Origin of the sequence: Undibacter mobilis (assembly GCF_003367195.1) — a bacterium.
In the GTDB taxonomy this organism is placed as follows: domain Bacteria; phylum Pseudomonadota; class Alphaproteobacteria; order Rhizobiales; family Xanthobacteraceae; genus Pseudolabrys; species Pseudolabrys mobilis.
Genome location: NZ_QRGO01000001.1, coordinates 1627351 through 1650526 on the forward strand (window position 1 = coordinate 1627351; position 23176 = coordinate 1650526).

Below are 23176 nucleotides of genomic sequence, written 5' to 3' on the forward strand. Positions count from 1 at the left end.
GTGGACGCCCGCACCGCAAACGCCGCGACCGTCGCGCCGCGACCGTGGATCAAGGTGTCGCCGCTGAACAGGCGGCGCTGGCAGAACTTCAAGGCCAACCGGCGCGGCTACTGGTCGTTGTGGGTCTTCATGATCCTGTTCGTGATCTCGCTGTTCGCCGAGTTCGTCGCCAACGACAAGCCGATCTACATCCACGTCAACGGCAAGTCCTATTTCCCAGCGGTGGTGACTTATCCGGACACGGCCTTCGCCAAGGAGAAGGATCCGCTGCTGTTCGGCACCGCGGCCGATTATCGCGACGACTACCTGATGGAGCTCATCAGAAAGGAAGGCGGCTTCGTGGTCTGGCCGCCGATTCCATTCTCCTATTCGACGCAAGTGTCGAAGCCGCCATCGCCGTTTCCGTCGAAGCCGACCTGGGCCCTGACGCAGGCCGATTGCGACTTCGCTGCCAAGAACAATTTCGCCAAATGCGGCACGCTGGAAACCAACTGGCTCGGCACCGACGACGGCGGACGCGACGTGATGGCGCGGCTGATTTACGGCTTCCGCATTTCGGTGCTGTTCGGCCTGTGCCTGACCATCGCCTCGTCGATCATCGGCATCGCGGCCGGCGCGGTGCAGGGTTATTTCGGCGGCTGGACCGATTTGTTGTTTCAGCGTGTCATGGAAATCTGGACCTCAGTGCCTGAGCTGTATCTGCTGCTCATCATCTCGTCGATCCTGGTGCCGGGCTTCTTCGTGCTTCTCGGCATCCTGCTGCTGTTCTCATGGGTGCGGCTGGTCGGGCTGGTGCGTGCGGAATTCCTGCGTGGCCGCAATTTCGAATACATCCAGGCGGCTCGCGCGCTCGGCGTCACCAACATGACCATCATCTTCCGCCATTTGCTGCCGAACGCGATGGTGGCGACCTTGACCTTCCTGCCGTTCATTTTGTCGTCGTCGGTGATGACGCTGACGGCGCTCGATTTCCTCGGATTCGGCCTGCCGCCGGGTTCGCCATCGCTCGGCGAACTCCTGAGCCAGGGCAAGGCCAACATCCAGGCGCCGTGGCTCGGCCTCACCGGCTTCTTCGCCATCGCCGTCATGCTGTCGCTGCTGATCTTCATCGGCGAGGCGGTGCGCGATGCCTTCGATCCGCGGAAGACGTTTGCATGACCGATCCGCTCCTCAAGGTCGAAAATCTGTCGGTGGCCTTCGGCGTCGGTGCGCATGAAGTGCACGCGGTCCGCGGCGTGTCGTTCGCGATCGGCAAGGGCGAGACGGTGGCGCTGGTCGGCGAGTCCGGTTCGGGCAAGTCGGTGACGGCCCTGAGCGTGATGAAGCTGCTGCCTTATCCGCCGGCGCGGCATCCGTCGGGCTCGATTCTGTTCAAGGGCCAGGAGCTGCTGTCCATGCCCGAGGACGAGATCCGCAAGGTTCGCGGCAACGACATCACCATCATCTTCCAGGAGCCGATGACGTCGCTGAACCCGCTGCACACGATCGAGAAGCAGATCGGAGAGGTGCTGCTCCTGCACAAGGGGATGACCGGGCAGGCGGCGCGCACGCGCATAATCGAACTGCTGACACAGGTCGGCATTCCCGATCCCGAGGGCCGTCTGCAGAGCTATCCGCATCAGATGTCCGGCGGCCAGCGCCAGCGCGTCATGATCGCCATGGCGCTGGCGAACGAGCCCGACCTGCTGATTGCCGACGAGCCGACCACCGCGCTCGACGTCACGGTGCAGGCGCAGATCTTGAAGTTGCTGAAGGACATCCAGACGCGGCTCGGCATGTCGATGCTGTTCATCACCCACGACCTTGGCATCGTGCGCAAGCTCGCCGACCGGGTCTGCGTCATGCAGCGCGGCGAGATCGTCGAGCAGGGGCCGGTGGAAGAGGTGTTCACCAAGCCGCAACATGCCTACACCCAGGCGCTGCTCGCCGCCGAACCGAAGCCGGACCCGGCGCCGCCGAAGCCTGATGCGCCGCTGGTGGTCAGGACCGACGATCTCAAGGTGTGGTTTCCGATCAAGCGCGGCGTGCTGCGCAAGGTGGTGGGCCATATCAAGGCGGTCGATGGCGTCTCGGTCGAACTGCGCAAGGGCGAGACGCTGGGCGTCGTTGGCGAGTCTGGGTCCGGCAAGACCACGCTGGGTCTTGCCATCCTGCGCCTGATATCGTCGGACGGGCCGATCGTCTTCATGGGCGAGCAACTGCAGGGCCTGAAGTTCAAGGAGATGCGGCCGCACCGCCGCCAGATGCAGATCGTGTTCCAGGACCCTTACGGGTCGCTCAGCCCGCGCATGTCGGTGTCCGACATCATCGAGGAGGGGCTATGGGTCCATCACGCGAAGATGGACGACGCCGAACGCGAACGCCGCGTCGTCGCGGCGCTGGAAGACGTCGGCCTCGATCCGGCAACGCGCCACCGCTATCCGCACGAGTTCTCCGGCGGTCAGCGCCAGCGCATAGCCATTGCCCGCGCGCTGGTGCTGGAGCCGACCTTCATTGTGCTCGACGAACCGACATCGGCGCTCGACATGCTGATCCAGGCGCAGATGGTCGATCTGTTGCGCGACCTGCAGAAGAAGCGCGATCTCACCTACATGTTCATCTCGCATGATCTGCGCGTGGTCGCGGCGCTGGCGTCGCGGCTGCTGGTCATGCGCAACGGCAAGATGGTGGAAGAGGGCGCCGCCGCCGAATTGTTCAAGAACCCGAAGAGCGATTATACCCGCGCGCTGTTTGCTGCCGCCTTCCGCATCGAGACGGCGGCCGAAGCCGCCGTGGCGCCCTAATTGGGTCACGCTTTCTTGATTCGGACTTGAGGGTGCGGATCGTGCAAGAGCGTTACGTCCCTCCCGGAGTTGGAATCGTGATCCTATCGCGCCTTGCTATCGCCGCCGCCGTGCTGATGACATTGACCGCGCCGCCACCGGCGCGCGCCGATGATGCCGCCCAGTTTCCCATCATCGCCGACGACGGCAATGTCATCGCCAATCACAGCGTTTCGAATGAGCTGATCGCGCGTATTGAGAAGCTCAAGAACATCGTGGTCGTCGGCAATCCGGCCGGCAAGGTGACGTTGTACGAGTTCTACGATCTCAATTGTCCCTATTGCCGCCGCGCCTCGGAAGACATCGATGAGCTGCTGCAGGCCAATCCGAGCCTGCGTCTGGTGCTGGTGCCGTTCCCGGTGCTCGGCATTCCGTCGATCCTGGCGGCGCGGGTGGAGTATGCGGTGAACCGCATGGCGTCGCCGGAGAACGCCTACAAGTTCCACCGCACGGTCTATCAGGGCCGCGGCACCGTCGACGACAAGCGCGCCTTCGCGGCGGCGCAGTCGATCGGCCTGGAAAGCGTCGAGCTGCGCCAGATCGCCAACGAGGATACTTTCGGCACCGTGATGAAGGAGCATCTGCGCGTCGGCGATGCACTTGGCATCCAGGCGACGCCGGGGCTGGTCCTCGGCGGTGTCGCCATCATCGGCTATCCAGGCAAGAAGGCGCTTGCCGAGGCGATCGGCGCGGTTGGCAAATGCGGCACGGTGATGTGCCCGTAAGCGTCGATTCAATCTCCGTTCATTCCCGCGAAAGCGGGAATCCAGATCGTACGCGCGGTTTGACAAGGCTGGGTCCCCGCTTTCGCGGGGACGAACAGTCTGATGTCACCGCGCTCACAACCGCTTGACCGACGTGATCTCGCTGTCGGTTGACTTGATGCGCGCAATTGCTTCAGCGATGGGCTCGGCCTCGACCATCATGTGATGGGCGTTGGCATGGATGAGCGTCTGCGCATCGCGCGCGATGGCGACGTGTCCCTTCCAGAACAGGAGGTCGCCGCGCCGGATGTCGGCCAGCGAAACGGGCGTGCCAAGCACGCGCTCCTGCATATAGGAATCGCGTGGGCAGGGCTGTCCGGTGGCATTCAGTGCCACTTGCACGAGGCCGGAACAGTCGATGCCAAGCGACGACTTGCCGCCCCACAGATAAGGAGCGCCTCGAAACATTTCGGCGAGGGCGACGAAATCACCGCGTGCTTCGCCAAGAGCGGCCACATGACCGAGCGGATAGTGCCAGCCATAGCCGTCGATGGCGAATGTATCGGTCGTGCGGGTCACGGCAAGACGGGCGCCCATCGGCAGCGCAATCATCGGCGGCAACTTGATGTCGGCGGCGGGAAAGCCAAAAGTACGCGGCACGCTGACGCGATGCGTCGGTTCAGGGCTGAGCGGCCCGAGCGCATTGGCCGACAGGTAGCCGACATAGCCGTCAGCCTTCAGCTGGCCCCAGGCCCAGCCTTCCTCGCTCACTTCGTACACCGTGACGCGCTCGCCCTTCAGCGCCTCGGTGTCGAGCGCGGCCTCGTGCGCCGGGTCGCGCCGCAAATCGGCAATCGGTTCGATGATTTCGTAAAGCGTACCGTTGACGAAATGCGCAGCCTCGACTTGTCCACGCAGGTGAGCGGCGGCGATGTCGCGGCGATAGGGATTGAGGCGGGGATCGAGAGCCATTGGCGCCCTAGCCATACCGCTCACACAAAACCGCATACAGTGCCCGTGCCGCCATCAGTTCGGCACCCTCGGGACGGCCGGGCCGCGCCGATGGCGTCCAGGCGAAGATGTCGAGGTGCATCCATGACGGTGAGTCGACGAACTTCTTGAGGAACAGCGCCGCGGTGATGGCGCCGGCCATACCATCGCTGCCGACATTGTTGATGTCGGCGGCCTTGGAATCGAGTTGCGATTCGTAGGGCTGCCACAAGGGCAGCCGCCATACCGGGTCGTTCTCGGTAAGGCCCGCTTTGCCCATGTCGGCGGCCAGCCTGTCGTCATTGCTGAACAGCGCCGGCAGTTGCGCGCCAAGCGCAACGCGGGCCGCGCCGGTGAGCGTGGCGAAATCGACGAGCAGCGCCGGCTTGTCCTCGCTCGCCAGCGTCAGCGCGTCGGCCAGGATGAGGCGGCCTTCGGCATCGGTATTGCCAATCTCGACTGTGAAGCCCTTGCGCGAAGTGAAGATGTCGCGCGGCCTGAAGCTCTTGCCCGACACCGAGTTCTCGACCGCCGGAATGAGCACGCGCAGGCGCAGCTTCATCTTGCCGGCCATGATCATGTGAGCAAGGCCGAGCACGGTGGCGGCGCCGCCCATGTCCTTCTTCATGTTGAGCATGCCGCTCGATGGCTTGATGTCGAGGCCGCCGGTGTCGAAGCACACGCCTTTGCCGACCAAAGTCACCTTCGGGTCTTTTTCTTTGCCCCAGGTGATGTCAATCAGACGCGGCGCGCGCGGCGAGCCCATGCCGACCGCGTGGATCAGCGGGAATTCCTTGGCGAGCTTGTCGCCGCCAGTGACCTGGATCTTGGCTCCGTGTGCGGCCGCGAGCTTGCGCGCCGCAGCCTCGAGTTCCTCCGGTCCAAGATCGTTGGCCGGCGTATTGATCAGGTCGCGCGCCAGCGCCACGCCTTCGGCGATGCGGCTCACCTCGCTGCCGTCGACGCCCTTGGGCAGAACCAGTTTGACCTTGCGGGCATCGGCCTTGCGGTAGCGCGTGAACTGGTAGGCGCCGGTGGCGAAGGCCAGGGCCGCCAGCCGCGCGTCATGCGGCGCGTTGGCGAAGCGATAGGTGCCGGCTGGCAGCAGATTGACCAGGGCGCCGGGCCGGAAGGTGTCGATCGTGTCGCCCGGCTTTTCCAATCCGAACAGCACACCGGCAAGCTTGCCGTCCTGCGCCGGAATGAGCAGCAGCCGTCCCGGCTTGGCCTCGAAACCGGCGGCTGCGGCGAAGGTTCGCTCGCGTTCGCCGAAGCCGGCCATAACCGCCTCCGCGTTGCCGGCATGAACAAACCAGATCGGGGTGCCGCGCGATTCCGCGCCTGCAAACACGGGGTGCATGGGTGTCTTACTCCAGGATGCCGGGAACAGTCGGGCGCCCGGCGGCCGGTCATAGCGCCGGACGAGGGTACGAGCCAGACTAGGCTGACCGGGGCCGGTTAACCACTCGTTAGGGTTAACGTTTTATTGCTCGATTATGCCGCCGGTACCTTCCCCTCGCACAGCTGGGATGTCCATGCGCCACTCCTTGCGTGATGCTTCCCCCCGCCGGACCCGGTTGCTGGCCGCGGCTGCCGTCGCCGCCGTGCTGGCGCTCGGCCTCGGTGGCTGCAAGACCACCAACGACATCACCGGATCAATCGGTGGACGCTCCACGGCCGAGCCGGTCACCGAACGGGACTGGCGCGATGCGCTGGACACGTGGGGCGAGCGCTACAAGGCCGATCCGTCCAATGCCGAGGCGGCGATCAATTATGCGCGGGCGCTGCGCGCCACCGATCAGCGGGCCCAAGCCGTCGCGGTGCTGGAGCAGGCGGCGATCCGCAATCCGAATAATATGGCGCTGCTCGGCGCCTATGGCCGCGCTTTGGCGGTGGTTGGAAACTATCAGCAGGCGCTGGATGCGCTCGGCCGTGCCCACACGCCCGACAATCCGGACTGGAGCATCCTCAATGCCCAGGGTGCGGTGCTCGATCAGATGGGCCGCAATGCCGAAGCGCAGCGGCATTATTCCGCGGCGCTCAAGATTGTCCCGGATGAGCCGTCGGTGCTGTCGAATCTCGGCCTGTCTTACGTTCTGACCAAGGACCTCAAGCGGGCCGAGATCACCTTGCGCCGCGCACTGGCGCAGCCCAATGCCGATCCCAAGGTGCGGCAGAACCTCGCCCTCGTCATGGGCTTGCGTGGCAAATACGCCGAAGCCGAGCGGATCGCCGGCGAAGGTCTGCCGCCGGATCAGGCCGCGGCCAATGTCGCCAATCTCCGGCAGGTGCTGGCGCAGCAGCAAAAGGGCGGCCGGCCTTACGTGCCGGCGCCGAATGCCGGCGGCTAGTTGACGGCCATCACCTTGATGATAGCGGGTCCCAGGATCACGACGAACAGCACCGGCAGGAAGAACAGGATCATCGGCACGGTGAGCTTGGGCGGCAGGCCGGCGGCCTTCTTTTCGGCTTCCGACATACGCATATCGCGGTTTTCCTGCGCCATCACGCGCAGCATGTTGGCGAGCGGTGTGCCGTACTTCTCGGCCTGCGTCAGCGCCATACAGACCGACTTGACGCCTTCGAGGTCGGTACGCTTGGCGAGGTTGTCGTAAGCCTGGCGGCGGTCCGGCAGGTAGGACAGTTCCGCGGTCGTCAGCGTCAGTTCTTCGGCCAGCGGCACCGATTGCGAGCCGATTTCCTCGCCGACCTTTTTCAGCGCCGCTTCGATCGACATGCCGGACTCAACGCAGATCAGCAGCAGGTCGAGCGTGTCGGGGAAGGCGCGCTTGATCGAAATCTGGCGCTTCTGGATCTTGTTCTTGAGCAGCATCAGCGGCAAGTGCATGCCGAGATAGGCGGCGGCGATACAGAGACCGAGCTTGACGGTCGCCGGCTGATCGAATTCGAGGACGACGAACAGGTAGAACGCCGTCAGCACAAATGCCGCGATCGGCGTCACCATGCGGAAGAACAGGAAGGTGACGTAGGGCGCCTGGCCGCGATAGCCGGCCTGCACCAGCTTGAGCCGGGCCTCTTCCTGGCCGAACCACTTGTTCAGGTTGAAGCCGTCGACAATCCGCTGGATGTACTGCTTCGGCGATTGCCGCAGCGACACCCTTTCTTTTTCCTTGGCCATGCGCTCGCGCTCGCGGGCGCGGATTTTCTCACGCTCGATCGCCACCGCTTTCATGCGCTTGTCGAGCGGATTGGCGAAGACCATCGGCATGGTAATCGTCAGCACAGTCGCCATGGCGGCGATCGCGGCAAAGATCACCGTCAGGGACTGAGTATTGAGCGCGCTGGCGATCAGGTCGATCATCGTCAGAAGTCGAAGTTGATCATTTTCTTCATGACCAGCACGCCCATCATCATCCAGACCGCCGAGGCGGCGAGCATGATGTGGCCGAGCTGTTCGGTGAAGAGCAGATTGATGTATGACGGGCTGGTGATCCAGACGAGGGTCATCACCGCCACCGGCAACGCGCCGATGATGCCCGCGGAAGCCTTGGCTTCCTGGGACATCGCCTGGATCTTGGCTTTCATCTTCTTGCGGTCGCGCAAGACGCGCGACAGGTTGCCGAGCGTCTCCGACAGGTTGCCGCCAGCCTTCTGCTGGATGGTGATGACGATGCCGAAGAAGTTGGCTTCCGGCACCGGCATGCGCTCATAGAGCTTGGCGCAGGATTCTCCGAGCGGAATGCCGATGGCCTGGGTCTCGAGAATGGCGCGGAACTCCGAACGCACCGGCTCCGGCGCGTCGATGGTAATCATCTTGATGCAGTCGAGCAGCGGCAGACCGGCCTTGATGCCGCGCACGATCACGTCGACCGCGTCGGGAAAGCCGTTGAGGAACTTCTGCTCGCGGCGCTTCTTCAAATAGCCCAGCAGCCAGCGCGGCAGACCGAAAGCGCCGGCGAAGGCGAGACCGACAGCCGGCAGCAGCCCGGCATTGGACATCATACCGACAAGAAACATGCCGATGCCGATGAGCCCGGAAATGATGAAGAAGGTCTGCTTGGACCAGCCGAGGCCCGCCTGTGTAATGCGGACCGCCAGCGGCGGCGAATTCTGCTTGCGGTTGCGTTCTTCGACTTCCTTGAGTGTATTCTCGATGGTGTCGCGCCGGCTCTTTTGCGGCCCGCGCGTCTTCCGCGCCATCGGCTCGGCGCGCGCCACGTTGGCGACGCGTTGCTCGGTCTTCTTCTCGCCCGAAAGGATCGGATAGAGAAAAACATAGGCAACGCCGCCGATGGCGACGGCGGCGAGAAAGAAGATGGCGAGTGCGTTGATCTCCGGCACGGCTACCCTCGCATCGCCTGGCTGGTTTCCTCGGCGGCATCGAGCGCCTGGGCGAGGCGCTTTTCCTCACCGTAGTAGCGCGCGCGGTCCCAGAAGCGCGGCCGGCCGATGCCGGTCGAGCGGTGGCGGCCGATGATGTTGCCGTCGGCGTCTTCGCCCGTCATCTCGTAGAGGAACAGGTCCTGGGTGATGATGACATCGCCTTCGAGCCCCATTACCTCGGTAATGTGGGTGATGCGGCGTGAGCCGTCGCGCAGACGCGCGGCCTGAACTACGACGTCCACCGAGGCGACGATCATCTCGCGGATGGTCCTGGACGGCAGCGAGAAGCCGCCCATGGTGATCATCGATTCGAGACGCGACAGGGCTTCACGCGGATTGTTGGCGTGCAGGGTACCCATCGAGCCGTCATGGCCGGTGTTCATGGCCTGCAGCAGGTCGAATGCTTCCGGACCGCGGACTTCGCCGACGATGATGCGTTCCGGGCGCATACGCAGACAGTTGCGCACCAGTTCGCGCATGGTCACCTGACCTTCGCCTTCGAGATTGGCCGGGCGGGTTTCCAGGCGCACCACGTGCGGCTGCTGCAGCTGAAGTTCGGCGGCATCTTCGCAGGTGATGATCCGTTCATCGGCGTCGATAAACTGCGTCAGACAGTTGAGCAGTGTGGTTTTGCCGGAGCCGGTGCCACCCGACACCAGCGTGTTGACGCGGGCGCGACCGATAATGCGCAGGATTTCCGCGCCCTGTTCGGTGATCGAGCCGAACTTGACGAGCTGATCGAGCGTCAGCTTGTCCTTCTTGAACTTACGGATGGTGAGCGCAGGACCGTCGATGGAGAGCGGCGGCACGATGGCGTTGACGCGCGAGCCGTCCGGCAAGCGCGCGTCGCAGATTGGCGAGGCTTCGTCGACGCGGCGGCCGACCTGGCTGACGATGCGCTGACAGATATTGAGAAGCTGCTGGTTGTCGCGGAAGCGGATGCCGGTGCGCTGAATCTTACCTTTGACTTCGATGTAGACCGTGCCGGAGCCGTTCACCATGATGTCGGCGATGTCATCGCGCGCGAGCAGAGGCTCAAGCGGGCCGAAGCCCAGCACGTCGTTGCAGATGTCGTCGAGCAGTTCTTCCTGCTCCGAGATCGACATCACGATGTTCTTGATCGAGATGATCTCGTTGACGATGTCGCGGATTTCTTCTCGCGCGGATTCGGCGTCGAGGCGCGCGAGCTGCGCCAGATCGATGGCCTCGATCAGCGCGCCGAAGATCGTACCCTTGGTGACGTAATAGGCCTCCGAGCGGCGGGAATCGACCGCCGGCATATTGACGGCGGCTTGTCGCCGCTCCGGCGTCGGCGCCGGCACCAGCGGTGCGCCAAGGCCGTCGGAAGGAAACGGTGTGCGGCCGCTCTCGATGGGCGCCGTCGGCGGTGATGCAATAGGAGCGGGCGCCGAGGCGACGGCCGGCGCAGGCGCATGCGGCGCCGGCTGCATGGCCGGGGCTGGGCTGCGAATATCGGTGGTGGCGCCACGCTTACCGAACACGTCGACTTACTCCGGACACTTCAAAGCCATTCAGCAACGCGCGGGTCTATCCCGCGCGCTTGAGCAATTTACCGAGCAGGCTCTGGCGGCCGCGCTTGGCTTCGGCACGGCCGGTAAGGACCTGCGCCATCTGGCGGAACAGGTCCGCCGTTTTGTGATTGGCCGCTACTTCCGCGATCATCTGGCCGTTATTGGCGGCCGTACCGAAGAGTTGCGGCTCGAAGGGAATGACGGTCAGCGGCTGGTCTTCCAGCGCCTTGGCAAAATCGGCCGGCGCGATCTCTGGCCGTTTCGGCACGCCGATCTGGTTCAGGCAATAGTGCGGCGGATGGTCGTTCGGCCGCGCCGCGCGCAGCAGATCGACCATGTTCTTGGCATTGCGTAGATTGGCAAGATCAGGCCCAGCGACGATGAGGATCTCGTCGGCGCTGATCAGCAGCCGTCGCGTCCAGCCCGACCAGATATGCGGCACGTCAAGCACGACGCAGGGGATCGACGCGCGCATGGAGTCGAGAATGGCGTCGAAGGCCTCGGCGCCGAAGTCGTAGACCCGATCGAGCGTCGCCGGCGCCGCCAGCAGGCTCAAATGATCGGTGCATTTCGACAGCAGGCGATCGACGAAGGCGGTATCGATACGGTCCGGCGAGAACACCGCATCGGCGATGCCCTGCGGCGGGTCCTGATTGTAGTCGAGGCCGGCGGTACCGAAAGCGAGGTCGAGATCGGTAACCACGCTGTCTAGATTGAGATCGCGTGCGATTGCCCAGGCGATGTTGTGGGCCACGGTGGAGGCGCCGACGCCGCCTTTGGCGCCGACGACGGCGATGATGCGACCGACCGGCTTGGCCTCCGGCGAATGGAACAGACCGCACACCGAGCGCACCACGTCCAGCGTCGAGACCGGGGCGATCAGATAGTCGCTGACGCCGCGCCGCGTCAGCTCGCGATACAGCGTCACGTCATTGATGCGGCCAATGACGATCACGCGCGTGCCGGCGTCGCACACTTCGGCAAGTTGATCGAGGCGGCCGATAATGGCATCGCCCCGGCCGTCGGCTTCGATGATGATGACGTTCGGCGTCGGCGACATGCGATAGGCTTCGACCGCCGCCGCGGCGCCGCCCATCTGGATTTTGACATGGGCCTTGGCGAGGCGCCGGTCTTCGCCCGCCGACTGCACGGCGGCCGCGGTCTCCACGGTGTCGCAAAAGGCCTGCACCGACACGCGCGGCGCCGGCGCGATATGCTCGTCAGACGGCAAAGCCGTGGGAGCCGCCGTCTGGCTGCCGTCCTGAGGCTGGCCGAGCAGATGCGCGTTCTTGATCATTTTCCGATATCGCTGATTTTGCCGCTGTCGAAGCCACTGGAGGAGTTCTGGTAGGAGCCGCTCGGATTTTCACCCTTGCGATACTTGTCCAGTGCGACCGAGCGGCGCGCCGCATAAGCCGGCTGCTCGCCGCGCGGCTGCACGAGGTCAGCCGGGTTGTCGACCATCGACGCCAGATTGCGTTGTGCGGCGCAGCCGAAATTCCAGAACGGCCGGTTCTGCATGTAGTGCTTGTCACTTGCACCGAGGTCTTCGGGCCACTGACCGCAGGGGCCGGCTTCGGCGACCATCTTGGTGTATTCGATCTTGATCGAGACCAGCGATGCCGGCTCCGGCCGATACGTCCGGACATAGACGGCTTTCCCCGGCACGCCCGACGCCGCGAAGATCGAATGAATTTCGCGCAGGGAATCGGCGGCGGCGCGGTCGGCCTGGCTGCCGCGCGGCACCTGCACGACGATGCCGCTATTGGCCTCGCGCTTCCACCACTGGGCGAAGGCCAGCACGTCGGCGCGTTGCGCCGGCGTCAGGCCGCCGCGGTTGCGGCCGAGAAACACGTCGACCTGCCGCGCGCCTTCGCGCACCGTGATCGGGTGGCGATCGCGATAGTCGAATGGGTAATCGTTCTTCGCCGTCTGGGTCTGGTAACAGCCCCCAAGCACGCTGGTGAGCGCCGCCGCGGCGAGCAGACGCAACGCCACCTGGCGGCGCCGGCTTGTATGGTTTCGCGAACTCGTCATGGCATCGTCTCCGCCGCTCAATCGAGAATGAACCCGTATTTGCTCTGGGTCGCGCCGACCGGCGCCGGGCCTGCCTGGGGTGCGTTACCGTAAATCCGGTTCAGCCGGCCCAGCAGCACGGACGAGGGATCGCTTGGATCGGCAAATCCGTCATCGGGCCGGGACAACTGTTTCTGCGCCACCGCGCGGACCACGTAAGGCGTCACGATGACGACCAGTTCGGTCTGGTTGTTGACGTAGTCACGGCTCTTGAACAGCGCGCCGAGGATCGGCAGTTGCATCAGGCCGGGAACGCCGTTGATCTGCTGCTTGGTTTTTTCCTGGATCATGCCGGCCAGCGCCAGCGAGCCGCCCGACGGAATTTCCACGGTGGTCTCGGCGCGGCGGGTCGAAATCGACGGTACGGTCAGCGTTGACTGCGATCCGGCCACCGTCAGCGTCATCGCATTGTCGGTTGACAGATCGGACACTTCCGTCATCACCTTCAGGCTGATGCGGCCTTCCGACAACACGATTGGCGTAAAGACGAGGCCGACGCCGAACTTCTTGAATTCGATCTGCGGCTGACAGGTCGGCGGCGACTTGGTCGTATCGCAGGACAAGCCGGACGGAATGGGGAATTCGCCGCCGGCGACGAAGCTGGCGGTTTCACCGGAAATGGCGGTCAGGTTCGGTTCGGCAAGCGTGCGCAGCACGCCGGCGCGATCCATCGCACGCAAGGTCGCGGTGACGTTCTTGGCGCTGCCGCCGAAGGCCGTGTTACTGAGAGCCTGTCCGCTGGCCGAGAACGGGTTCTGCGTGTTCAGGTTAACGACGGCACTGCCGTAATTGAAAGTGCCCGACAAATCGATGCCGAGCTGCTTGATGACGTCGCGGCGGACTTCGGCGACTGTGACCTTGAGCATGACCTGGTCGCGGCCGCGCACGGTGATGCCATTGACGACCTTGGTGCCGTCGCCAACGAGCCGCGAGGCAAGATCGTAGGCCTGCTGCGATTCCGCGGTGCTCGAAGCCGAACCCGACAGCATGATGCCTTCGCCGACGCCCTCGATGCGGATATCGGCTTCCGGAATGCTCTGTTTGAGCGCGGCGCGCAGACCATTGAGATCGCGGGTCACGGCGATGTCGAAGCCGGCAATCTGCTTGCCGGCGGCGTCGAAGAAGAAAATGTTGGTCTGGCCGATCTTGACGCCGATCATGTAGACGCGGCGCGATGTCCGCACCACCGCATTGGCGATGGTCGGGTCGGCAACGAGCACATCCTTGATGTCGGCCGGCAGGTCGATGGCCACCGACTTGCCGATGCCGAGCGGGATGAAGCGCGACGTTGCCTCGCTGGCGGCCACCTGGATCACCGGCACGCCGATGCCGGCATCGGCCGCGCGCAGCGGCGTCGGGCCGGTCAATGCCGCGGTCGCGAGCAGCATGGCCAGAAGGCCGGACCGGATCGGCTTTTGTCTCAGCATGCTGAGGTCTCCGAGACTGTTCGCGGCAAGGCTTTTTGCGTCGAGACCGATCATCGCGGCGTGCTCACGGTTGAAACGCCAAAGCGGACGATGTTGATGCCGTTGCCACGGGGCGTTTCGATCGGGGCGTCCTGCTTCTCGGCGTCAGTGATGCTGCGCAGCGCCAGAGACAGCGTGCCGCGCTTCTGCGACAGCGCCAGAACCTCCGCCTGGGCCGGCGCAAGCTCAAGCGTTGCGGTCTTGCCCATGACGACCTTCTGGCCGCCCTTCTCTTCGACATTCTGGTCGATGGCCAGAACGCGGACATTGCTGAGCACGACCTCGCTGACATGTGCTTCAACGCCGGTGGCCTTTTCGGCCTCCAGATCGCGGCGCGTCAGCAGCACGTCGACCCGGTCGTTCGGCAGGATGAAGCCGCCAGCGGAGGTTTCCGGCGAAATCTGCGTTGAAACCGCGCGCATGCCCGGCGGCAGAATCGCGGCCATGAAGCCGGATCCCTTTGCATTTACCAGCTTGGCCTCGCGGATCGGCTCGCCGGCAACGAAGGGGTAGCGTGCAATCTGTCCCGACAGGTCTTCAAGCGCGTTCGGCCGGTCGCTTTTGCGGATGAAGTTGCCCGTGGAGGCTTCCTTGGGCCAGGTCTGCCAAGCCATTTCACCGGCGTTGAGGGTTTGCCCCATGCCGATATTGTTCTTGGCGACGAGAATATCGACGGTTTCCGCCTTGGCGACGACGGGAGCGGGTGCTTCCGGCGGCTTTTCGCTGCGGCCGGCGAGCATAGCCGCGACGCCGCCGGCGGCGATCGCGACCGTCAAGACAACAAGGCGCGCGGCTTTCATACGCTCACTCTCACCGATACCGACGGCAACAATGCCGTCAAAACCCACATGGCGGCCGAAGCGGTCGCCTGCATGGATTTGACCAGCTAAAGGTCAAGGCATGGTTAAGGAGAGGTGAGTAAGTCGAGTTAATAAACACTTTCCGCGCGGGTTCCGCCGTTGAAAATCACTCACCCGCGCCGGAGCCGGCGCGCCTGGCGTTCCAAACGACGATGAGTTGTTAGTTAAAAGCGCCTGGCATCCAGCCGGTCTTCGGATAGACGATGAGCGCGGCCGCGGCGAGTGCGATGCCGTAAGGCACGCCGCCACCAGTTTCATGCAGGCGCATGATCCAGCTCTGGCGCGCCAGCGGCGCGGGCAAAGGCAGCTTGCGGAACTGGATCAGGAAGAGCGTGAGCGCGCCACCGAAGATCGAGGCATAGACCACGTAGTCGAGCAGGTGATCGAAGCCGAACCACAAGGCGGTTGCCGCCACCAGTTTGGCGTCGCCGCCGCCGATCCAGCCCTGCGCGAAAAAGATGAAGCCAACGGTGAGGACGATCGCCGCCGCGGCTGCATGCATGCCGATTGTCTGCAGCGGCATGCCCGTGACAATCGCCAGTGCGAAGAAGCCGGCGCCCAGCGCCAGCGACAGCCGGTTGGAGATGGTCATGGTCAAGAGGTCGCTGGAGGCGGCGAAGGCCATCAGCGCGGGAAACAAAACGAGCCTGACCACATCGAGCGCCGTCATCGGGCATTCCTTTGGCTTGTCTGTGGCAGGACCGCGCGCTTTGCGTTCCGCCGACGCGGTGCGACGTTACGGCCGAGATGTTTGAGGTTCGGTTAGCGCCATGCGCGCAATTTGCGCCTCGCCAAAACAAAAGGCTCCGGCCATGTGCCGGAGCCCTTCGTCATATCGCGTCGAGACCCGATTACTTGAGCTGGGTCGAGATGCTGTTGAACGAGGTGTTCAGCTTGGTGCCGAGGCCGTTCACGACCGCGATGATCGCGACCGAAATGCCCGCGGCGATGAGGCCGTACTCGATGGCGGTGGCGCCCGAGTCGTCCTTCATGAAACGCACGAACAGGTTTTTCATCGAAAGCTCCATAAGAGATCCACGTGGCTGTCTGAGCAGACCGGCCTGCCGGTTTGGCGTACGGCTGTTCCGGTCAAGCGCAAGACTACGAGGGAGGTCTTGCGGCAGTCTTAATCTGGTTGAAGAAAATCCGGGGCATTTCATGCAATTATACTGTGGTTAACAGGTAGTAACCAAATGAATAGCATGGTTAATTGATTATAACTAAAGTATTTATAGAAGATCGACGTTTGTATTTTTCTTGAATACGGTTTTAGCCGCAGAGTTTCGCCTATTATTGGCTAAATAACGCGATAAATTCTGTCGCTACTGAAGTATATCAATACTGCGGTCGATACCGGCGCGCGTCGCATGATTACCGCGCAGGGCCAGGCTCTTCCATTCAGCGCAGCAATTTCACCGGGCGTTAACTCCGCGCGCCGGGTGGCAAATGCGGGGCACTCGTTGGTGCGCCGAGAGCATGGTGAATGGATATTATTCTGTCGCTCTCGCCAGCATCATCCGGCCGCTGATCGTGGCGGCTCGTCGAACTTCGCCGGCGGCCAGATGGTCTGACCGGCGACTGGGGGCTGCACGTCGGCCACCAGCCAGCCTTTGCACTTCGTTCACCAATTTGCAGTCAACTGAAGCCGTTGCCGCGGGCGTGTATGGCCGCGCGGCCTTGTGTGTTGCGTAGCGTTGGAGAGTGCGATGTCGGCCGCGTCCCCCCGTCCCAGACGGCTGCCTGTGGTTTTGGCCGGCCTGATGATCGCAATGTCTCTCCAGGCGGCTCATGCCGAAACGATTTCGGTCTCGGTCGACGAGGCCCGCATCATGAAGCTGCCGGACAGCGTCGCCACCATCGTTATCGGTAACCCGCTGATCGCCGACGCCACATTGCAGGCCGGCGGCGTGCTCGTTCTCACCGGCAAGGGCTTCGGTTCCACCAACATGCTGGCGCTCAACCGCGCCGGAAAGACGGTGCTGGATACCACGGTACAGGTCGTCGGTCCGACTAAATCCGATCTCGTCGTCGTCTATAAGGGTGTCGAACGCGAGTCCTACAGCTGCGCGCCGGAATGTGAGAAGCGCCTGACGCTTGGCGACTCCACGAGCTACTTCACCAATATCATGGCGCAGTCCGGCGCCCGCATCGGCGGCGCGGGTGGCGGCGGCGGCGGCGGCGCCCCGGCCGGACGCTGATCGCGGGCGACCCGGCGCAACAGGGTTAGTGTCGGCCTAACGTGATCTCCGGCTATTTCGCCAACGCCCGCAAGAAATCAAAAACACCATTTCGCTATAAGAGAGATGGTTGGGTGATGCGGGCTGGAACCCGAACATGTTGAACAGGATCAAGAATGTCATTGGGGAACGCTGCGGCGCGTTAAAGCGCAGCAGGCTCGGTCGGCGTTTCATCAAGCAGCAGGATGGCGCCGCGGCGGTCGAGTTCGCGCTGGTTGCAACGCCGTTTCTGGCGCTCATCTTCGCCATTATCGAATCTGCGATGGTGTTCTTCGCCGGTCAGAGTCTCGAAGCCGCCACCGCCGCCGCGGCGCGACTGATCCTGACCGGCCAGGCGCAGACAACCGGCTACAGCGCCAATGATTTCAAAACCCAGGTCTGCAATCGTGTCGCCAGCCTGTTCGACTGCAGCGGCGGCGTGTATGTCGACGTAAAGACCTACAGTAACTTCACCTCGGTCAGCAGCACGCCGCCGGTCACCAATGGCAAGCTCGATACGTCGAATATGACCTACACGCCGGGCGGTCCGGGCTGCATCGTCAAGGTCGCGATCTACTACCAGTGGCCGATCTACGTCTCCCTGCTCGGTAACAACCTGTCGAACCTCAACGGCAATAAAAGGCTTCTGGTGGCGACATCGGTGTTCCGAAACGAGCCCTATGGCGGGACGGGCGGATGTTGACCTTGTCGTCTTTCGCCACGGTGCACCGCCGCAAGCTGCGTTTCGCGCGCGATCAACGCGGCGTTTCCGCCGTCGAGTTCGCGCTGCTGGCGCCGATCATGATCGGCCTCTATTTCGGTTGTGTTGAAATTTCCGACGCCGTGAGCGTCGACCGCAAAGTGAGTCTGACGGCGGCCGCGCTCGCCAACCTGTCGTCGCAGGTGACGACGATTTCGTCGGGTGACATGAGCAATATATTCGATGCCTCTGGTGCGATTGTCGCTCCTTACGACGTCACCAAGATGAAGATGACCGTCACCTGCATCAGCATCGACGCCAACAAGAATGCCACGGTGAAATGGAGCGCAACGCGTAACGGTACCGTCAATTCAGGTACGGCGAATTTGCCGACGGCGCTGCAAGTCGCCAACTCGCAGATTATTCTTGCCGAAGCCAGCTACGCCTATCAGCCGACCGTCGGCTACACCATTACCGGCACGCTCAACCTGGCGGACAAGATGTACATGACGCCGCGGCAGGCCTCGCCGACCTACGACAGCAAGTCTTGCACGTGAGCGGCACGCAAGGCTAGCGCGCCACCTTCAGGTCGGCGATCGGCAGCGACGTCGTCGATTTGATACGCTCCATGGCGAAGCGCGACGTGACGTTCTTCAGCGGCACGGTGGCGATCAGCTTCTTGTAAAAGGCGTCGTAGCTCTGCATGTCCTGCACCACGACGCGCAGGACGTAGTCGACATCTCCGGCCATGCGATAGAACTCCATCACCTCCGGCATGGCATTGACGACGTCGGCGAAGCGGCCGAGCCACTCCTGCGAATGGTCGCCGGTCTCCACCGAGACGAACACGGTGATGCCAAGCCCGATCTTTTCCGGATCGATCAGCGCCACGCGCTTGGTGATGACGCCGTCGGCCTCGAGCCGCTGCAGGCGCTTCCAGCAGGGCGTCGATGACAGCCCGACGCGCTGCCCAATTTCGGCGACCGATAGGGAGGCGTCCTCCTGCACCACGGCGAGGATCTTGCGGTCGATGGCATCCATTCTCTATTTCCTTGCAAAAAGAGAAGTTTCTGACTTTCTGTAAGACGCAAATTAGAAGGATTTTCTTTTTTATGCCTCAGTACTGTCTTTACATAGAAAAATATTCTATTTCAAGTGCCATGAAACGGCGCCCGCCGGCGCCCTGTCCCGGATGAACCGTCCCATGAGAAAATTCTTCGCCCCCTTCGTGGCTGCAGGCCTGAGCGCCCTGGTGTCGCTCGGCGCGACCTTCTCTGCCTCCGCAGCCGAGCCGCAGCCACTGGTCAGCGTCTCCTGGCTCCAGCAGCATCTCGACGACAAGAACCTGCTCGTCCTCGACATCCGCTCCGCCATCGATGGCGGCGGCGCCAAGGCTTATGAAGAGGCCCACATTCCCGGCGCCGTGCACAGCGACTACGACAAGGCCGGCTGGCGCGTGACCCGTAACGACGTGCCCTTCATGCTGCCGACCGTCGCCGAACTCGAAAAGCTGATCGGCGAGATCGGCATCGACGAGAACACGCACGTTGTCGTGGTCCCAGCTGGCGTGAACTTCACCGATTTCGGTTCCGCTGCGCGCACCTACTGGACGCTCAAGGTCGTCGGCGTGAACAATGTCTCGATCCTCGACGGCGGGGTGGCCGGCTGGAAGGCGGCAGGCCTGGCGCTTGAGAAGGGTGTCAAAAAGCCTGTGCCAACAATTTTCACCGCCACGCTCAACGAGAAACTGCTGTCGCGCATTGACGACGTCACCAAGGTCGAGACCGCGAAGAATGCGACGCTGCTGGACGCGCGTCCGGCCTCGTTCTTCACTGGCAAGGAAAAGGCACCGGCCGCCAAGGCCTATGGCCACATTCCGGGCGCCGTCAATCTCGACAGCGCCAGCTTCTACGATGCCGCCACCAACCGTCTGAAGCCGCGTGCCGAACTGGCCGCGCTGGCTGCGCAACTGCCGGCCCAGCAGCCGGTGATCGCCTATTGCAACACCGGCCACTGGGCCGCGACCGATTGGTTCGTGTTGCACGAACTGCTCGGTCGCCAGGATGTCAGCCTTTATGACGGCTCGATGGTCGAATGGACCGCCAATGCGTCGCGCCCGATCGACTCCGCGCGCACCAAGTGGGACGATGTCAAGAAGGTGCTCGGTCTCGGTTCGTGATAGAATTACGTTTCTGATCCTCGACAAATGCAGAGGCGCGCCCTAAAGCGCGCCTCTCGCAAGGAGAAGGCAAGGCATGTCTACCGCAACGATCTCCGCTCCTTCGGCCGCGCCGCGCGCCGATTATCTCTTTGTCTCTATCGCCGTCCTCGCCACCGCGATCCTGATCGCGCTGGTGTTGCTCGACGGCCAGCCGGCTTCCGCGGCCCTGGTTCTCGGCGGCTTCGGCCTCGGCATTGCCTTTCTCAAGGCTGAGTTCAGCTATGCCGCATCGTGGCGGCGCTTTCTCACGCGGGGTGAGGCGGGTGGTCTGATCGGCGGCCTGATCGTCATCGCCATCGCCGCTTTGGCAGTGGTGCCGGTTGCGGCGCTGGTCAAAGGCTATGGCGGTGCTATCGCGCCGCTCGGGCCGTCGCTGATCGTCGGCGCCTTCGTCTTCGGCGTCGGCATGCAGCTCGGCAATGGCTGCGGTTCGGGCACGCTTTACACCGTTGGTGGCGGCTCTGGCCGCATGCTGGTGACGTTGGCCTTCTTCGTCATCGGCAGCGTGTTTGGCTCGCTGTCGCTGCCCCGGTTTCTCGCGATGGGCGGTATCGATCCGGTTCTGGCGTCCGACTATCTAGGCCCATGGGGCGGTCTTGCCGCGACATTGGCGAGCCTCGCGGTCGCGGCGGCGATCCTGGCTTTCATCGCCAAAAGGCGTGGCGCCAATTTCAAGCCGTCGCGCAACTACATCGTTGGCGGCATTGTCATCGGCCTGCTGTGCATTGGCGTGTTCTTCGCCGGCGGTCATCCCTGGAGCGTCACGTTTGGCTACACGGTGTGGGGCGCCAAGATCTTCCAGGCGGTGGGTTTCGACTTCTCGAATGCCGCATTCTGGCAGTGGCCGGGCCCCAAGCATGCACTCGAACAATCGGTGCTGTCCGACACGTCGAGTCTCACCGATTTCGGCATGATCTTCGGCGCCATGGCCGCTGCCGCAGCGACCAAGCGTTTCGCCAACACGCCATGGCCGCCGCTCGGTTCGCTGCTCGCCGCCGCGGTCGGCGGCCTGCTGATGGGCTGGGGCGCGCGCCTTGGCTTCGGCTGCAACATCGGCGCCTTCGTCGGCGGTGTGGCCTCGGGCTCGTTGCATGGCTGGGTGTGGTTCGCGATGGCGCTGCTCGGCAGCCTTGTCGGCATTCGCCTGCGGCCGGTCTTCGGCCTGTCGCGGGAGTAGACCTATGCGCACCGTCTATATCGTCGTGACGCTGGTCGCGCTCTTCACCATCGTCGGCAATCACCTGATGAGCCCGTCGACGGGCCGCGCCGTTTCGCCGGAAGATTTCGCCGGCGCCTGCGCGCCCTGCGGCGCCCCCTGTCCGTCGGTGAAGTAAAGCGCTTAATCCCGCTCTTTCAAAAACGCATCGACTTCATCGCGCGTTGCGGCGCCCGTCAGGCCGCCGAAGCGCGTGCATTTGATCGCGGCGGCCGCGGCGGCAAACCGCATCGACGCGACGGCATCGCCGGTCTCAACGAAGCGCACGGCAAAGCCGCCGTGAAACGTGTCGCCCGCGCCGAGCGTATCGACGGCCTTCACCTTGAACGCATCCATGTGGCGCACGTCACCACTGTCGAGCCAGTAGACGCCTTCCGGTCCGTTGGTCACGGCGAGGAACCCCGTGAAGCTTTCGCCGAGCTTCTTGAGCGCACCGGGCAGGTCCTTGACGCCGGTGGCCTCGCGGATGGCGTCGGCCGAGCAGATGACATGCGAACTCGCCTGGAACAGCGGGTCGTCCGGCGGCGTCGGCTTGTCGAAATCGAGCACGCGCGGAATGCCGCGCTTTTTGGCGGCAAGACAGATCGGCAGGCTGATATTGCTGTAACGGTTGTCGAGCATGGCGGCGTCGGCATTCGCGACGACGCCATCCGGGTCGGCGGGCACCGCCGCATTCAGCCCCTTGGGCCGCAACGTGGAGATCATCTTCTCGCCTTCGGCGTCGAGCATGATCAGCGAGGCCGCCGAGCGTGCCCCTTGCACGCGAATCGCGTGCGACACGTCGATGTTCTCTTTGGCGAAGGTCTTGAGGATGGAGTTGGCGACGTCGTCGGTCTCGTCGCCGACCGCGCCGATATAGGTGACGTGGGCGCCGAGCCGCGCCATAGCCACCGCCGCATTGCCGGCCTGGCCGCCGCTGGTAACGACGAAATCGGTGGCCGACACCTTGCCGCCGGGCGCCGGAAATTTCTCGACCCGCATCACATTGTCCTGCACGGCGCCGCCGGCGCAGACGATACGGACAGGGTGGCTTGCCTCAGTCAAAACTTACTTCGTCCTCTGCCCAGGCGCGGATGATGTGATGCGCAATCGCCACCGGCGGCGGCGTGGTCAGGCCGTCGCGGTGGGTCCGCGTCAGCATGGCGACAATCTCATCCTTGGTAAACCACCGGGCGGCTTCGAGTTCCGTCGCGTCGATGACGATATCGCGGCTTTTCGCCTCGGCATGGGCGCCGATCATCAGCGACGACGGGAAGGGCCAGGGCTGCGAGCGGAAATACTTGATACGACCGCACAGGATGCCGGCTTCCTCGCGTGTCTCGCGCCGCACCGCGTCCTCGATCGCCTCGCCGGGCTCGATGAAGCCGGCAAGACAGGACCACATGGTCGGCACGAAACGTGGCGAGCGGCCGAGCAGACACTGATCGCCATCGACGATGAGCATGATGACGACGGGATCGGTGCGCGGGAAATGCTCGGCCTTGCAGGCCGGGCACAGCCGCTTCCAGCCGGCGTCGACCGCATCGGTGGCGTGGCCGCAATTGGAACAGAAGCGATGGCGCTGATGCCAATGCAGCACGGCCTTGGCTTCGGCAATTGGCGGCAGGTGTTCGGCGGCGACCAGTCCCTGCACCGCGATCGAGCGCAGATCAGTAACCAGAAGATCGTCGCGCGCCTTGAGCGCTTCGGCGGCGGCCTGCGGCATGCCGCAGCCGTAGCGTGGTGCGCCGTCGAGATGGCCGAGAAACACCATCTCCTCAGTCGCGCCCAGCGACAGCGCCTGTTCGAGTGTGAATAGCGGGTTGTTGGGCTCGCCCTTGCGGACCACGATCATCTCGCCGCCCATCACATAGGTGGCGGTGCGCGTGTCGGCGGTCATCCGCTCCTGCACCGCGCGATCGATACGTAATTCGGCGGCGCGCTCAAGGCGGCTGTCGGTGTAACCGAGGAGGGGCCTAGGCCCGAGGGCGGCGAAGGGGGCAGGACGGTCGGACATCGGCGCGGAAGCTCGCATGACGGAGAGGCAAGC

24 protein-coding genes are annotated in these 23176 nt (G+C 63.6%); 10 read left to right on the forward strand and 14 right to left on the reverse strand.

What is annotated here, in order from left to right; translation table 11 throughout:
• From DXH78_RS20075 to DXH78_RS07680, 3 genes are all read left to right on the forward strand, one after another.
• Positions 1-1158: an ABC transporter permease gene (locus DXH78_RS20075; RefSeq protein ID WP_245416765.1), complete on the forward strand. Its 1158-nt coding sequence runs from the start codon at positions 1-3 to the stop codon at positions 1156-1158.
• Positions 1155-2783, forward strand: coding sequence for an ABC transporter ATP-binding protein (locus DXH78_RS07675; protein ID WP_115516482.1), 1629 nt, complete (start codon positions 1155-1157; stop codon positions 2781-2783). Before DXH78_RS20075 ends, DXH78_RS07675 begins: the two co-directional genes overlap by 4 nt.
• A gap of 77 nt (positions 2784-2860) precedes the next feature.
• The gene (locus DXH78_RS07680; protein ID WP_115516483.1) at positions 2861-3547 is read left to right on the forward strand and encodes a thioredoxin domain-containing protein; all 687 of its coding nucleotides are present in this window, start codon (positions 2861-2863) and stop codon (positions 3545-3547) included.
• Between the two features lie 114 nt (positions 3548-3661).
• Here DXH78_RS07680 and DXH78_RS07685 read toward each other — a convergent pair whose 3' ends face one another.
• Both DXH78_RS07685 and DXH78_RS07690 read right to left on the reverse strand, forming a co-directional pair.
• Positions 3662-4498 carry a C40 family peptidase gene (locus tag DXH78_RS07685; protein ID WP_115516484.1) on the reverse strand — a complete coding sequence of 279 codons (837 nt, stop codon included), beginning with the start codon at positions 4496-4498 and terminating at the stop codon, positions 3662-3664.
• A 7-nt stretch (positions 4499-4505) separates the two neighbouring features.
• A complete protein-coding gene (locus DXH78_RS07690; RefSeq protein ID WP_115516485.1) occupies positions 4506-5876 on the reverse strand; it encodes a leucyl aminopeptidase family protein in 1371 nt (456 codons plus the stop codon).
• 175 nt (positions 5877-6051) lie between these two features.
• Here DXH78_RS07690 and DXH78_RS07695 point away from each other — a divergent pair, with 175 nt between their 5' ends.
• Entirely contained in the window at positions 6052-6867 is an 816-nt protein-coding gene (locus DXH78_RS07695) for a tetratricopeptide repeat protein (protein ID WP_115517792.1), read from the forward strand.
• Here DXH78_RS07695 and DXH78_RS07700 read toward each other — a convergent pair.
• The 9 genes from DXH78_RS07700 to DXH78_RS07740 all read right to left on the reverse strand — a co-directional run bounded on the left by DXH78_RS07700 (position 6864) and on the right by DXH78_RS07740 (position 15810).
• The gene (locus tag DXH78_RS07700; protein ID WP_115516486.1) at positions 6864-7838 is read right to left on the reverse strand and encodes a type II secretion system F family protein; all 975 of its coding nucleotides are present in this window, start codon (positions 7836-7838) and stop codon (positions 6864-6866) included. The genes DXH78_RS07695 and DXH78_RS07700 overlap by 4 nt on opposite strands.
• Before the next feature lie 2 nt (positions 7839-7840).
• Positions 7841-8818 carry a type II secretion system F family protein gene (locus DXH78_RS07705; protein WP_115516487.1) on the reverse strand — a complete coding sequence of 326 codons (978 nt, stop codon included), beginning with the start codon at positions 8816-8818 and terminating at the stop codon, positions 7841-7843.
• Between the two features lie 2 nt (positions 8819-8820).
• Positions 8821-10362 carry a TadA family conjugal transfer-associated ATPase gene (locus tag DXH78_RS07710; RefSeq protein WP_115516488.1) on the reverse strand — a complete coding sequence of 514 codons (1542 nt, stop codon included), beginning with the start codon at positions 10360-10362 and terminating at the stop codon, positions 8821-8823.
• A gap of 46 nt (positions 10363-10408) precedes the next feature.
• Positions 10409-11689, reverse strand: a complete 1281-nt coding sequence (locus DXH78_RS07715; RefSeq protein ID WP_115516489.1) for a CpaE/TadZ family protein — start codon at positions 11687-11689, stop codon at positions 10409-10411.
• The gene (locus tag DXH78_RS07720) at positions 11686-12429 is read right to left on the reverse strand and encodes a CpaD family pilus assembly protein (RefSeq protein ID WP_115516490.1); all 744 of its coding nucleotides are present in this window, start codon (positions 12427-12429) and stop codon (positions 11686-11688) included. The genes DXH78_RS07715 and DXH78_RS07720 overlap by 4 nt, the downstream gene beginning before the upstream one ends.
• Before the next feature lie 17 nt (positions 12430-12446).
• Entirely contained in the window at positions 12447-13895 is a 1449-nt protein-coding gene (locus DXH78_RS07725; RefSeq protein ID WP_115517793.1) for a type II and III secretion system protein family protein, read from the reverse strand.
• A gap of 50 nt (positions 13896-13945) precedes the next feature.
• On the reverse strand, positions 13946-14734 hold the full coding sequence (gene cpaB / locus DXH78_RS07730; RefSeq protein WP_115516491.1) for a Flp pilus assembly protein CpaB: 789 nt from the start codon (positions 14732-14734) through the stop codon (positions 13946-13948).
• Between the two features lie 220 nt (positions 14735-14954).
• Positions 14955-15464 carry an A24 family peptidase gene (locus DXH78_RS07735; protein WP_115516492.1) on the reverse strand — a complete coding sequence of 170 codons (510 nt, stop codon included), beginning with the start codon at positions 15462-15464 and terminating at the stop codon, positions 14955-14957.
• Positions 15465-15645: 181 nt separating this feature from the next.
• Positions 15646-15810: a Flp family type IVb pilin gene (locus tag DXH78_RS07740; protein WP_115516493.1), complete on the reverse strand. Its 165-nt coding sequence runs from the start codon at positions 15808-15810 to the stop codon at positions 15646-15648.
• A gap of 744 nt (positions 15811-16554) precedes the next feature.
• On the opposite strand from DXH78_RS07740, the gene DXH78_RS07745 reads away from it, so the two are divergent.
• From DXH78_RS07745 to DXH78_RS07755, 3 genes are all read left to right on the forward strand, one after another.
• Positions 16555-16992, forward strand: coding sequence for a pilus assembly protein N-terminal domain-containing protein (locus DXH78_RS07745; RefSeq protein ID WP_245416766.1), 438 nt, complete (start codon positions 16555-16557; stop codon positions 16990-16992).
• A 136-nt stretch (positions 16993-17128) separates the two neighbouring features.
• Positions 17129-17713, forward strand: coding sequence for a TadE/TadG family type IV pilus assembly protein (locus DXH78_RS07750; protein ID WP_115516495.1), 585 nt, complete (start codon positions 17129-17131; stop codon positions 17711-17713).
• A gap of 2 nt (positions 17714-17715) precedes the next feature.
• Positions 17716-18267 carry a TadE/TadG family type IV pilus assembly protein gene (locus DXH78_RS07755; protein ID WP_168192733.1) on the forward strand — a complete coding sequence of 184 codons (552 nt, stop codon included), beginning with the start codon at positions 17716-17718 and terminating at the stop codon, positions 18265-18267.
• 13 nt (positions 18268-18280) lie between these two features.
• On the opposite strand, the gene DXH78_RS07760 is transcribed toward DXH78_RS07755, so the two are convergent.
• Positions 18281-18751 (reverse strand): Lrp/AsnC family transcriptional regulator, encoded by a 471-nt coding sequence (locus DXH78_RS07760; protein WP_115516497.1) that lies wholly within the window; start codon positions 18749-18751, stop codon positions 18281-18283.
• 163 nt (positions 18752-18914) lie between these two features.
• On the opposite strand from DXH78_RS07760, the gene DXH78_RS07765 reads away from it, so the two are divergent.
• From DXH78_RS07765 to DXH78_RS19805, 3 genes are all read left to right on the forward strand, one after another.
• Positions 18915-19889, forward strand: coding sequence for a sulfurtransferase (locus DXH78_RS07765; protein ID WP_115517794.1), 975 nt, complete (start codon positions 18915-18917; stop codon positions 19887-19889).
• Positions 19890-19965: 76 nt separating this feature from the next.
• Positions 19966-21108, forward strand: a complete 1143-nt coding sequence (locus DXH78_RS07770) for a YeeE/YedE family protein (RefSeq protein WP_115516498.1) — start codon at positions 19966-19968, stop codon at positions 21106-21108.
• Positions 21109-21112: 4 nt separating this feature from the next.
• Positions 21113-21265 (forward strand): hypothetical protein, encoded by a 153-nt coding sequence (locus DXH78_RS19805; protein ID WP_168192734.1) that lies wholly within the window; start codon positions 21113-21115, stop codon positions 21263-21265.
• Between the two features lie 5 nt (positions 21266-21270).
• Here the strand turns inward: DXH78_RS19805 and DXH78_RS07775 are convergent, their stop codons facing one another.
• Positions 21271-22191, reverse strand: coding sequence for a PfkB family carbohydrate kinase (locus tag DXH78_RS07775; protein WP_147292586.1), 921 nt, complete (start codon positions 22189-22191; stop codon positions 21271-21273).
• Positions 22184-23143 carry an NAD(+) diphosphatase gene (nudC, locus tag DXH78_RS07780; RefSeq protein ID WP_210209522.1) on the reverse strand — a complete coding sequence of 320 codons (960 nt, stop codon included), beginning with the start codon at positions 23141-23143 and terminating at the stop codon, positions 22184-22186. The genes DXH78_RS07775 and nudC overlap by 8 nt, the downstream gene beginning before the upstream one ends.
• Positions 23144-23176: the final 33 nt, after the last annotated feature.